Annotated in this window: 8 protein-coding genes and 1 pseudogene; 6 read left to right on the forward strand and 3 right to left on the reverse strand. The window is 72.5% G+C overall.

Annotated elements, in window-relative coordinates; all coding sequences use genetic code 11:
• The first annotated feature begins 60 nt into the window (after positions 1-60).
• From FA582_RS05530 to FA582_RS17040, 3 genes are read left to right on the forward strand one after another with little or no spacing between them, the layout of a single operon-like run.
• Entirely contained in the window at positions 61-1425 is a 1365-nt protein-coding gene (locus FA582_RS05530; RefSeq protein ID WP_010146431.1) for an aminotransferase class III-fold pyridoxal phosphate-dependent enzyme, read from the forward strand.
• Between the two features lie 4 nt (positions 1426-1429).
• Complete coding sequence (locus FA582_RS05535; protein WP_010146432.1) at positions 1430-2758, forward strand: aminotransferase family protein; 1329 nt, start codon at positions 1430-1432, stop codon at positions 2756-2758.
• Positions 2759-2768: 10 nt separating this feature from the next.
• Positions 2769-3209, forward strand: a complete 441-nt coding sequence (locus tag FA582_RS17040; RefSeq protein ID WP_081480459.1) for an HIT family protein — start codon at positions 2769-2771, stop codon at positions 3207-3209.
• Between the two features lie 28 nt (positions 3210-3237).
• Here the strand turns inward: FA582_RS17040 and FA582_RS16345 are convergent.
• From FA582_RS16345 to FA582_RS05555, 3 genes and pseudogenes are all read right to left on the reverse strand, one after another.
• Positions 3238-4251, reverse strand: a pseudogene (locus FA582_RS16345) (glycosyltransferase); the annotation flags it as partial.
• A complete protein-coding gene (locus FA582_RS16350; protein ID WP_010146436.1) occupies positions 4248-5972 on the reverse strand; it encodes a hypothetical protein in 1725 nt (574 codons plus the stop codon). The gene FA582_RS16350 and the pseudogene FA582_RS16345, both read right to left, overlap by 4 nt.
• A gap of 43 nt (positions 5973-6015) precedes the next feature.
• On the reverse strand, positions 6016-6741 hold the full coding sequence (locus FA582_RS05555) for a potassium channel family protein (protein WP_010146437.1): 726 nt from the start codon (positions 6739-6741) through the stop codon (positions 6016-6018).
• Between the two features lie 97 nt (positions 6742-6838).
• Here FA582_RS05555 and FA582_RS05560 point away from each other — a divergent pair, with 97 nt between their 5' ends.
• From FA582_RS05560 to FA582_RS05570, 3 genes are read left to right on the forward strand one after another with little or no spacing between them, the layout of a single operon-like run.
• On the forward strand, positions 6839-10504 hold the full coding sequence (locus FA582_RS05560) for a TM0106 family RecB-like putative nuclease (protein WP_010146438.1): 3666 nt from the start codon (positions 6839-6841) through the stop codon (positions 10502-10504).
• Between the two features lie 51 nt (positions 10505-10555).
• Positions 10556-11128: a class I SAM-dependent methyltransferase gene (locus tag FA582_RS17505; protein ID WP_337459768.1), complete on the forward strand. Its 573-nt coding sequence runs from the start codon at positions 10556-10558 to the stop codon at positions 11126-11128.
• A complete protein-coding gene (locus FA582_RS05570) occupies positions 11119-12024 on the forward strand; it encodes a prenyltransferase (protein WP_141567477.1) in 906 nt (301 codons plus the stop codon). The genes FA582_RS17505 and FA582_RS05570 overlap by 10 nt, the downstream gene beginning before the upstream one ends.
• Positions 12025-12027 lie beyond the last annotated feature (3 nt).

Below are 12027 nucleotides of genomic sequence, written 5' to 3' on the forward strand. Positions count from 1 at the left end.
CTCGGCGACGGGGCCGGCGGGACGGCATACCTCATCACCGACGACCCGAAGAGAGCACCCATGACCGACACCACCCTGGCCGAGCCGACCACGGACTGGGCCGACGCCTCCCGCCCGCTACCCGACCTGCGCACCGAGCTCCCCGGCCCGCGCACGCAGGAGATCGTGGCCGGCGACCAGGCGATCACCAGCCCATCCCTGCCCCGCGCCTACCCCTTCGCCCCGCGCCGTGCCCGTGGGTGCCGGATCGAGGACGTCGACGGCAACCTCTTCCTCGACTTCAACGCCGGCATCGCGGTGAACTCCACCGGCCACGCGCACCCCGAGGTCGTCCGCGCCGTGCAGGAGCAGGCGGCCGACCTGCTGCACTACTCGGCCAGCGACTTCTTCCTGCCGGTCTACTCCCAGATGTGCCAGGCGTTGGCGCAGACCGCACCGATGTCCGAGCCGGTGCGGGTCTTCCTCACCAACTCCGGTGCCGAGGCGGTCGAGGGGGCGCTCAAGCTCGCCCGCTACGCCACCGGGCGGCCCTACGTCATCAGCTTCTTCGGCGCCTTCCACGGCCGCACCATGGGCGCTGTCTCGCTGACCAGCTCCAAGCCGAAGTACCACAAGGGTTTCGGCCCGCTGCTGCCCGGTGTGCTGCACGTGCCCTACGCCGACCCGACCAAGGTCGCCGCCGGGCAGGACGCACAGGACACCGCGACCTTCGACGCGCTGGAGACGATCTTCCGGCACGACGTGGCCCCCAGCGAGGTCGCCGCGATCTTCGTCGAGCCGATCCAGGGCGAGGGCGGCTACATCGTGCCCGGCGAGGGCTGGATGCGGCGGCTGCGCGAGCTCTGCGACGAGCACGGCATCCTGCTCATCGCCGACGAGGTGCAGTGCGGCATGGGGCGCACCGGCACCATGTGGGCGATCGAGCAGACTGGCGTCGAGCCCGACATGCTGCTCTCGGCCAAGGGCATCGCCTCCGGCCTGCCCCTCGGCGCCTTCATCGCCAAGGCCTCGATCATGGAGCAGTGGGGCGTCGGGACGCACGGCTCCACCTACGGCGGCAGCCCGGTGCCGTGCGCGGCCGGGCTCGCCACCCTGCGGGTCATCGAGGACGAGGGCCTGCTCGAGCACGCCAAGGCGGTCGGCGAGGAGATCATCGCCGGGCTGCGCGAGATCCAGGCGCAGCACCCCGAGGCGATCCGCGACGTGCGCGGGGTCGGGCTGATGATCGGTGTCGAGTTCGCCGACTCCGCCCTCTCCGGCGCGGTCCAGCAGGCGGCCTTCGAGCGCGGCCTGCTCGTCCTCGAGGCGGGGGAGACCGTCGTGCGTATGTCCCCGCCGCTGGTGGTCACCCAGGAGGAGGCCCGGATCGGCGTGCGGATCTTCGGCGAGGCCGTCGCGGCGGCCGCGGCGTCCCACGGCGCCTGAGTCGATGGGCTCGCGCCACGTCTTCTCCCGCGGCGGGGCCGACCGGGTCCGGATCGACCACGGTGCGGGAGCCGAGCTCGTCGACGCCGAGGGCCGGCGCTATCTCGACGCCGCTGGTGGCGCGATCGTCGTCGGGGTCGGCCACGGCGTCACCGAGGTCGTGCAGGCGGCGGCCGAGCAGGCCTCCCGGGTCGCCTACGTCCACGGGTCGGCCTTCTCCAGCGAGGTGCTGGAGGAGTATGCCGACGCGCTGGCCCCGCTGCTGCCGGTCCTGGACCCCAGGATCTACCCCGTCTCGGGGGGCAGCGAGGCCGTCGAGTCCGCGCTGAAGATGGTGCGGGCCTACCACCTGGCCCGCGGCGAGGACCGTGACGTCGTCATCGGCCGGCAGGGGTCCTACCACGGCAACTCCCGCGGTGCCCTGAGCGTGTCCGGACGCACCGGGCTCCGCGCCCCCTACCTGCCGTGGCTGACCGGTGCCGAGCACACGAGCACGCCCTACGAGTACCGCTGCGCCTTCCCCGACACCCACCCCGAGGGCTGCGGGGCCCGCCACGCGCAGGTGCTGGAGGAGACGATCCAGCGGGTCGGTCCGGCGCGCGTCGCGGCCTTCGTCGCCGAGCCGATCTCCGGCGCCGGGCTGGGCGCGTGCGTCCCGCCGGAGGACTACTGGCCCGCCATCATGCAGGTATGCCGTCGCCACGGCATCCTCGTCGTCGCGGACGAGGTGATGACCGGCTTCGGTCGCACCGGCACGTGGTTCGGCAGCGAGCACTTCGGGCTGCGCCCGGACCTGCTCGTCGCGGGTAAGGGGACGGCCTCGGGATACTGGCCGCTCGGCCTCGCCGTCGCCAGCGGCCCGGTGCACGAGGTGCTCACCGGTGCGGGTTTCGTCCACGGTTTCACCTACTCCCACCACGTCGTCGGCGCGGCGACCGGGCTGGCGGTGCTCCGCGTCCTCCAGCGCGACGGGCTGGTCGACGCCTCGGCCCGGCAGGGGCAGCGGCTGCACGACGCCCTCCGCGGTGAGCTGGCCGACGTCGCCGGCATCGGCGACGTTCGGGGTCGCGGGCTGCTCCAGGCGGTCGAGCTGGTGGCCGACCCGGCCACCGGCGAGCCCTTCGGGCGCGGTGAGCGGGTCACCGAACGGGTCACCGAGGCGTGCCGCGACCACGGGGTGCTCGTCTACCCCAGCACCGGCTGCGCCGACGGCACCCGCGGGGACCTGCTGCTGCTGGGTCCGCCGCTCCTCGTCACCGACGAGCAGGTGGACACCATCGCCGTCCGCGTGGCGACGGGCATACGAGAGGTGCTGGGGTCCACGGGCGGCTAGCGTGAGCGGCATGTCGTGCCTCTTCTGCCGCATTGTCGCCGGTGAGGAGCCCGCCCACGTCGTGCTCGAGCGGGAGGACGTCGTCGGTTTCCTCGACGTCCGCCCGGTCTTCCCGGGGCACGTGCTCCTGGTCTCCCGTCGTCACGTCGACACGCTCACCGACCTGCCCGACGACCTCGTCGTGCCGGTGTTCGGTGCCGCCCGCGAGGTGGCGGGCGCGGTGCGGACGGCGCTGGGGGCGCAGGGCAGCTTCGTCGCGATGAACAACGTCGTCAGCCAGTCGGTCCCGCACCTGCACGTGCACGTGGTGCCGCGGACGAAGGGGGACGGTCTGCGGGGCTTCTTCTGGCCCCGGGTCCGGTATGCCGAGGGGGAGGCGGAGGAGTGCGCGACCCGTCTTCGTGCTGTGCTGGACCCGCGAACACCCAGCGCCGCTGCGCGAGGTAGCTGAGGACGAAGAGCCCCAGATCCACCGCGATCTTGACCGCCACGACGTGCCGACCGAGCACAGGTGTGAGAGTCACCGTGAGCAGCCAGGAGGCGGAGACGATGCCCGCGGCGAGGGCCGCGTAGCGCCCCAGAGAGCGACGGACCTGCGAGTCGTCGGCGAAGACGAGCATGCGGTTGAGACCGTAGTTGACCAGGGCTGAGCAGACACGGGCCGTGACCGCAGCGACCCCCACCGTCCCCGTCGTCGCCTCTCCTCCGAAGGCAAGGTGCATGATGGCGGCGAACACAGCGATGTCGACGAGGAAACCACTACCCGAGGTGAGGAGGAAGCGGCCCAGCTGACGGAGGATGGCAGCGTAGATGATGATCGAGTCGCGCACCGGCCGGAAGTGCGTCGTGGCGTTCTCACCGTCCTCGTAGACGGTGGTGATCGGCACGTGCACGAGGTGTGCGTCGCTCGTGACGAGGTGCATGAGGGAACGCATCTCGTAGTCGAAGCGGTCACCGGGCACCTCGAGCATCTCGGACAGCAGCGCCTGGGAGAGACCACGCAGACCGGTCTGGGTGTCGGCGAGGCGCTGCCCGGAGAGCCCGCGCACCACGGTCGTCGTCACCTTGTTGCCCAGACGGCTTCGCCACGGGATGTGCGGCAGGTCGAAGTCGCGCTCGCCCAGCACCAGCACCCTGGGGTCACCGGCCGCCGCCTCGGTGAGGGCTCGAGCCACCGAGAGGACGTCGTCCACGGTGTGCTGTCCGTCGGCGTCCGCCGTGACCGCGCCGGCACCGTCGGGACTGCGGCGCAGCACCTCCGCGAGGCCGGTGCGCAGCGCCTGTCCCTTGCCCTGGTTGTGCTGGTGACGCACGAGCGTCACGCCCCCGAGCCCAGCCACGGCGCGGAAGGTGGGGTCGTGCTCCGCAGGTGAGCCGTCATCGACGACGACGACGGAGGCCAGCCCCGCCTCCAGCAGCCGGCGGACGAGGTCGACGAGCACGGGTGCCGGCTCGTAGGCGGGGATGACCACCGTCACGGGCACCGGGCTCATGGTTCGATCATGGCAGGAGCCTGCGCCCCATCCGGGAAGGACAGGCCGTCGGAGCGAATGGCTTCTGCCGTGCTGGGCCTCTGGTCGAGCAGCACGAGCAGGTCGCACCCGTCGAGTCGACCGGGCAGTCCGGTTGCGGCGTCCTCCAGCACGTCGCTGCGCACGTTGTCGTGCAGGAGGAGGTAGCGGGTGATCCACGTCCGGAAGCCGTTGTCCGGGGCGGACAGCAGGAGGCAGACCTCGTCGCCCTCGGACACCGACGTGCCGGCCAGGGTGTCCTCGAGCTCGACGCGGGCTGCGGCGCTGGGTCCGGCGGCAGGGCTGAAGGAGGAGACCTGCGCCAACGTGAGGGCCACAACGACGGCCGGAACTGCCACGAGCACCGTGGGGAAGAACGGTCGGGACAACCCTGCCACGACCGTAGCGACCAGGGTGAGCAGCAGCAGGAGCAGGACCAGATGCAGGGTGGCCTGGTATCGCTGGAAGCCGGCCAGGTTGTCGGCCTCCGCCAGGGGCATCGACCAGAGGTACATCAGACCCAGGGCCACCTCCCAGAGCACCACGAGGAGCAGGCAGGTGGTGAGCAGCAGCCGGTAGGCCCTCGGCCCGAGAACCCCTGAGCGGACGGCGACTGCGCCGGTGAGGAGCAGCACGAGGACCATGGTCCAGAGCCGGGCGTCGCTCAGGGCAGCAGTGAGCAGGTCGCCGAGGATCTCCTGCCTGTCCTGGGGCGTCTTCTCGGCGTAGGTGGTCGACAGTTGCTGGGCGGAGCCGCTGTGCTTGCTGGCGTCGGCCCCGACGAAGGCGTCCTCGACGTGACGACCCCACCACCACCAGAGCAGCCATGGCAGAGCCAGGGCGCCGAGCCAGCCGACCCACAGCGAAGGACGGACCTGCTCACGACGCCGCAGGAGCAGGACGATGGCCACCAAGGTCGCGGCGCCGACGAAGAAGGTGCCGCTGCTCTTGGTCATGATCAGGGCACCGGAGACCAGGGCGAAGGCCCACGGGTGTCGGGGCACGGCGTCGGGGACGAGCAGGATCAGAGCGAGCAGAGCACCGGCCAGGGCGGCGACGAGACTGTCCACGAGGAGATTGGTCGGACCCGAGATGGTCGTCAGCAGAGCGCTGGCGGCGACGAGATGGAGCGCGACTCCTGCGGCGCGGCGACGACCCGCTGCCGAGGCCACCGGGAGCGCCGAACTGGTGATGAAGACCGCCTGCGCCAGCATGGACGAGCTCTCCGCCACGCCGAGGACGCGATGGGAGAGGTAGCCCAGACTCGCCGCTCCGAGGGGGTACGTGGGGAAGCCGATGACCGCGTCCGCGCCGTTCGGGAGCCTGCCGTCCTGCAGCATCACCGCGATGACCAGGCCCCAGTGCGAGAAGTTGTCGTAGTGGGTCAGAGTCTGCCCGTGCAGCAGGACAGCGAGCACCGTGACGCCGAGGAGCCACGTGAGCACGACCGGGTCCCGCAGAGGAGCCAGCAGGGCGGTGCGCTCGCGGACCCCGGTGAGCACCGCCATACCGAGGCTGAGCACGCACACCGCCAGGACACCCGGCCACAACGCGCCGAGAAGACCGCTCACGAGGACGATCAGCGACGCGCAGCAGAGCACCAGCAGCGGGTGCCACCCCGAGGGGAGGGGGGTGCGACCGCGAAGCCAGGCGAGCGGGCCGAGGAGCAGCAGCGTGAGCACGACAGCGTCGAGCAGTCCCATCGAAGCTCCCCGTCACCTGAGTCGACCCGTCAGCCGTCCCAGCCTAACGCCGTCGCGACCCGCTTGCTCGCAGGTCGGCGATCTCGGCCCGCAGCTCGCGCACCTGGGTGGTGAGCTCGGCGACGTCGGCCGCGGTCGCAGGTTGGCGGGTGGGGTCGGGGTCGGCGATCCGCTCGATGAGCCAGGACGCCAGGCTGGCCGTCACGATGCCGAGCAGCGCGATGCCGCAAAGCATGAGGCCCACCGCGAAGAGCCGCCCCTCGGCGGTCACCGGGAAGTAGTCGCCGTAGCCGACCGTGGTGATCGTCACGAAGGACCACCAGAGCGCCTCCTGCCACGTCTCGATCGTCGCCTCGGGGTGACCGCGCTCGGCGTTGAGCACGGCGAGGGAGGAGATCGTGACGACGAGGAGGGTCGCGAACGCGACATACATCGCGACGTGCCCGCGCAGCTTCTCCCCGGCGACCTGGTGGACGAGCGTGAGGGCGGCGACGAGGCGGAGAGGCCGCAGCGCGGGGAGGGCGACGGCGGCGAGGTCGAGGGGATGCCTGCGGATGAACTCCCACCTCCTCGGCGCGACGACGAGACGGTAGACGTAGTCGACGACGAAGACGCCCCAGACGACGTCCTGGACGGTCAGGGCGGCGCGCCGCAGGCCGACGGGGAGGCCGGGGTCGACGATCGGGATCGCGAAGGCGATGAGGAAGACCAGGGCGGCGACCATCAGCGGGGTCTGGGTGCGCGACTCCCAACGTTCCAGGCGGTTCATGGCCGACATGATGGCAGGCGGCCCACCGCCGGCGCCGGGGCGGCGGGGTTGTCGGTGCCGTGTGCGACGCTGGGCGCGCGACGGAGAGGTGGAGCGGATGATCGTCATGGGGCCGCAGCGGGTGGTCTGGAGCCCGTCCGACGTGCGCGCGTCGCTGGAGTGCGAGTATGCCTTCCTCCGGAGGGTCGACGGGCTGCTCGGGCGCGTGGATCTGCCCGAGCCCACGCCGGACCCGATGCGTGACCTGCTCGGCCGGTTGGGGGACCGGCACGAGGCCGAGCTGCTGACGGCCTGTCGCGACCGCGGCGGCCTGGTGGAGCTGACCCGGCCGCCGGGGCCGGCCTCGGTCGAGTCGTTGCAGAACGCCGCGGAGCGCACCCTCGCGGCGATGGCGGAGGGGCCCACGGCGATCTCGCAGGCGTGCCTCTTCGACGGTCGGATGCTCGGGTATGCCGACATCCTCGAGCGCGCGGACGACGGTTGGCGGGTGTGCGACGCCAAGCTGGCCCGCTCCGAGACCGCCCTCGCCCTCGTCCAGCTCGGCGCCTACGCCGACCAGCTCCTCGGGGCGGGCGTGCAGGTGTCGTCGACCGCGAGCCTGTTGCTCGGGTCCGGGGAGCGCCGCGACCTGCCGACGAGCGACCTCGTCTCCGTCTTCCGGGAGGTCCGCGGCCGCTTCGAGCAGGGCCTTCAGTCCCATCTCCAGGACGGGCGCGAGGCGCGCTGGGCCGATGACGCCCGTGCCCGCTGCGGCCGCTGCGAGGAGTGCCTCACCGCCGCAGAGGTGACGCAGGACGTCCTGCTGGTGGCCGGGGTGGACACCCGTCGTCGTACCCAGCTCCGGGCCGCGGGGATCAGCACCGTCACCGACCTGGCGAGGGCCGACGAGGCACCAGAGGGCATGGTGGTCGCGACCTTCGAGCGGGTGCGCGAGCAGGCCAGGCTCCAGGTGCAGGCATCGGGAGGCAGGCTGGCGCACCGGCTGACGCAGACCGCTGGGCAGACCCTGGCCCTGCTCCCGGCGCCGAGCGAGGGCGATCTGTTCTTCGACTTCGAGGGCGACCCCCACTACGACGAGGGGGACCGCGCCCGGTCCGGCCTGCAGTACCTCTGGGGCGTCATGGACGCCGCCGGGGCCTACGTGCCGACCTGGGCCCACTCCTTCGCTGCCGAGCGGGCGGCCTTCGCGCGTTTCGTGGACGACCTGACGGCGCGGCGCGAGCGCTGGCCCGACCTCCACGTCTACCACTACGCCGCATACGAGACGAGCGCGCTCAAGGCGATGGCGATGCGCTACCAGGTGCGGGAGGAGGAGCTCGACGACCTGCTGCGGGCCGAGGTCTTCGTCGACCTCTACGCCGTGGTGCGCGGGTCGGTCCAGGTGTCGGCGTCGTCCTACAGCATCAAGAAGCTCGAGCCGCTCTACATGGGCTCCGAGCTGCGCTCCGAGGACGGCGTGAGCAGCGGCGACGCCTCGATCCTGGCCTACCACGAGTTCCGCCTGCTGGAGGAGGTCGACCCGGGGCTCGCGACGCGGCGGCTCGACGAGCTCGCCGACTACAACCGCTACGACTGCCTGTCGACGCTGCGGCTGCGCGACTGGCTGGTGGAGCGGGCGGAGGAGGCAGGGGTCCGTGACCGCATCGTGGCGCGGGCGCTGGTCCTGCAGTCACGCGAGAGTGCCGCCGACGAGAGCGAGCTCGAGGCTGCCCTCCTGGCGCGTGCTGGTGACGGGCCGCCTGCGCAGCGGTCGGAGCAGGAGCAGGCGTGGGCGATGCTCGCCACGGCGATCGGCTACCACCGACGCGAGGCCAAGCAGTTCTGGTGGGGCCACTTCGACCGCCTCCAGCACCCGCTGGAGAGCTGGGCGCGCACGCGCGACGTCTTCGCGGTCGAGTCCGCCGAGGTGGTGGCGGACTGGTCCCCACCGGTGGGCAAGGGGCGCAACCATCGGCGCATCCTGCGGCTGGTGGGCGACTGGGCTCCCGGCAGCACCGCGAAGGACGCACAGGTCGTCTACCCCGCTCCTGGGCCAGGCAGGAGCGCGGGCCCGGAGGGAGCCCCCTACGCCGCCGGCCCGGTGGAGCGGGTCGAGAAGGACCGTGACGACCCCCGTGTCGTGCTGCTCACCGAGAGCTGCCACCCCGACCTGGTGTTCGCCGACTTGCCGGTGGCTCTCGCTCCCAAGGAACCCCCTCGTGCGGAGCCCATCCCGGAGGCGATCGCGGCCGTCGCGTCGCAGGCCCTGCAGCACCGGGAGCTGTCGCACGGCGCGGCCACCGACCTGCTGGCGCGGCGGCTGCCACGGCTGCGCGATGGCGGTCTGCTCCCGCACGGGAGCGGCGCGGGCCCGATGGAGGATGTTGTCGCCGCCCTGCTGGAGATGGACGACTCCTACGTCGCGATCCAGGGGCCACCGGGGACGGGCAAGACCTACACCGGGTCCCGCGTCATCCGCAGGTTGGTCGAGGACCACGGCTGGCGGGTCGGCGTGGTGGCACAGTCGCACGCGGTGGTCGAGAACATGCTCGGCGCTGTCGTGGGCGCCGGTCTCGACCCCTCCCTGGTCGGCAAGTCCTCGACCCGCACGGCCGATCCCTCCTGGACCCCGCTCGGCAAGGACCCCGGCCATCGCACGGCATACCTCGAGGAGCACCGGGGGAGCGGGTGCGTGCTGGGCGGGACGGCCTGGACCTTCTCCCACCGCGACCTGGCCGAGTCCGGCGGTCTCGACCTGCTCGTCATCGACGAGGCCGGTCAGTTCGCGCTGGCGCCGACCATCGGCGCGTCCAGGTCGGCGCGCCGGCTGCTGCTGCTGGGCGACCCGCAGCAGCTCCCGCAGGTGAGCCAGGGCACGCACGCCGAGCCCGTGGACGAGTCCGCGCTCGGCTGGCTCATGGGGCAGGAGCCGACCCTGCCGCCGGAGCGGGGCTACTTCCTGGAGCACAGCTATCGCATGCACCCTGCGGTGACTGCACCGGTGTCGGCGCTGGCGTATGCCGGTCAGCTCGGGTCCGCAGACCCTCCCGGGCGGCGGGTGCTCGACGGGGTCGAGCCCGGGCTGAAGGTCGTGCAGCTGGAGCACCACGGCCACCGAACGGAGTCGGAGGAGGAGGCCCAGGAGGTGGTGCGGCAGGTGCGGGCGCACCTCGGCGCGACCTGGACCGACCCCGACGACTCGGCCGGGCCGCGGCCGCTGGGACAGACCGACGTGCTCGTGGTGGCGCCCTACAACGCCCAGGTCGCGATGATCCGAGCCCACCTCGCCGCTGCGGGTCTGCCCGGTGTGCGGGTCGGGACCGTCGATGCCTTCCAGGGTCAGGAGGCGGTGGTCGCGATCCTGTCGATGACCGCGTCGTCGGCGGCGGACGTCCCCCGCGGCATGCGCTTCCTGCTCAGCCGCAACCGCCTCAACGTCGCGCTCTCGCGTGCCCAGTGGAAGGCGATCCTCATCCGTTCCGCGGCCCTTACCGCCCATCTGCCGTCGAGCCCGGAGGGTGTCCTGCAGCTTGGTGCGTTCATCAGCCTCTGCGAGGCCGGTGACCCCCGCGACGACCACGACGACCGCGGCGACCCTCGCGACGCGGACGCGGTCCGTGGCGACCACGGCGGCCACGGCGCCCATGACGGCCGCGGTGACCACGGCGCCCATGACGGCCACGGCGACCGCGGCGGCCAGGACGGCCGCGGTGGCGAAGGGCCCGTCGCCGACCGCGAGCGTGCTCCCGTCGGTGGTTCCCGCCCTGTCGGCCGGCGGACGTGAGGGTGGACCGCTACGGCAGCCTCACCGCCCGCACCTACGACCTGCTCTCCGGTGAGCCTGTCTACGCCGTGGGTCGACGCCTGGCCATCCCGGCCCTGCAGCTACGGCACGGGCAGCGGGTGCTCGACGCCGGCTGCGGGACGGGGCTCAATCTTCCCACCCTCCTGCGAGGCGTCGGGGCACGGGCCAGGTCGTGGGCCTGGACCTCAGCCCCGCCATGCTGGAGCAGGCCGCCCGCAGGCGAACCCCCTCGCCGCGGTCCGGGCAGCTGCGCCTCGTCAGGGCGACATGGCCGATCGTGCGGCCGTGCAGGACGCCGCCGACGGGCACCTGTTCGACGCGGTGATCCTCACCTACACGCTGTCGCTCACTCCTGATCCGCATCAGGCGTGGCGCTCGATCACGACCGTGCTCCGCCCGGGCGCCCGCGTCGCCGTGGTCGATATGGCGCGGCCGTCAGGGCGCGCGGCCTGGGCCTCGCCGCTGGCGAGGCTGGCCTGCTGGCTCGGCGGTTCCGACATCGACGCCCACCCCTGGACTGTCGTCGAGCCAGAGCTGGGCGGGGTCCGCTCCTGGAGCAGGCGCGGCGGTCACGTCCGGGTCTGCGTCGGCACGTGGCGATAGGCCGCCCGGTCCCCTCTGTCGGACCGTCGCGCGCGGGGGCAGCCGCCCGGCTGACCCGACCCGACCACGTGCTGCTCATCCTCGTCGTCCTCGCCGTCGGCTGGGTCATGGGGAGGGTGGACACCGTCAACAGCGGCGGTCCGCTGCCACCGACCGGCGTGGTCCTCACCGTGCTGGCCATCGCTGCGGTCGCGGCCAGCGTGCACGCCGTCAACGAGTATGCCGACGTCGAGACCGATGCCCGCACGCAGCGCACGCGCTTCTCCGGCGGGAGCGGCGCGCTGCTGGCGCACGGGCTGCCCGCGTCCTTCGCGCTGCGCGTCGCCGTCGCGGCGGGCCTGGTGGCCGCTGCCCTCATGATCCTCGGCCTGGTGAGCGGCGCCGTCAGCGGCGTGGTGACGCTGATGGTTGCGGTGGGTCTGATCGGTGGCTGGACCTACTCGGTGGGTCCCTGGCCCTGGTCGCGGCACGGCTGGGGAGAGGTGGCCAACGCGCTGCTCGGAGGCCTGCTCCTGCCGGCCACCGGTGCCGTGGCCGCCGGGGCGGGGTTCGTGCCTGCTGCGCTGGCCTTCCTGCCCTTCACCCTGCTGACGTTCGTCAACCTGCTCGAGACCCAGTGGGCGGACCGTGAGGCAGACCGCGCCGTGGGCAAGCACACCTTGGCCTCACGACTGTCGCCCACGGCGATCCGGCGGCTCGGGCTGCTGACCGTGGTCACGGCATACGCCCTGAGCCTCGTCGTCCACCCGTGGCCGGTCGCGCTGGCGGGCCTGCTCGCCGCGCCCCTGTCGGCGCTCGGCGTCAGACGGCTCGGCCACGGGCCGCCGGGCCCGTCCGTGGTGGCGATGATCGCCGTCCTGCTCCTGCAGGCAGCAGCCTGGCTGCTCTTCGTCTGAGCA

Origin of the sequence: Serinicoccus profundi (genome assembly GCF_008001015.1) — a bacterium.
In the GTDB taxonomy this organism is placed as follows: Bacteria; Actinomycetota; Actinomycetes; order Actinomycetales; family Dermatophilaceae; genus Ornithinicoccus; species Ornithinicoccus profundi.

Coding starts and splice junctions, on each gene's coding strand:
- FA582_RS05530 (WP_010146431.1), top strand. CDS start 61: ATGACCGACACCACCCTGGCCGAGCCGACCACGGACTGGGCCGACGCC.
- FA582_RS05535 (WP_010146432.1), top strand. CDS start 1,430: ATGGGCTCGCGCCACGTCTTCTCCCGCGGCGGGGCCGACCGGGTCCGG.
- FA582_RS17040 (WP_081480459.1), top strand. CDS start 2,769: ATGTCGTGCCTCTTCTGCCGCATTGTCGCCGGTGAGGAGCCCGCCCAC.
- FA582_RS16350 (WP_010146436.1), bottom strand. CDS start 5,972: ATGGGACTGCTCGACGCTGTCGTGCTCACGCTGCTGCTCCTCGGCCCG.
- FA582_RS05555 (WP_010146437.1), bottom strand. CDS start 6,741: ATGAACCGCCTGGAACGTTGGGAGTCGCGCACCCAGACCCCGCTGATG.
- FA582_RS05560 (WP_010146438.1), top strand. CDS start 6,839: ATGATCGTCATGGGGCCGCAGCGGGTGGTCTGGAGCCCGTCCGACGTG.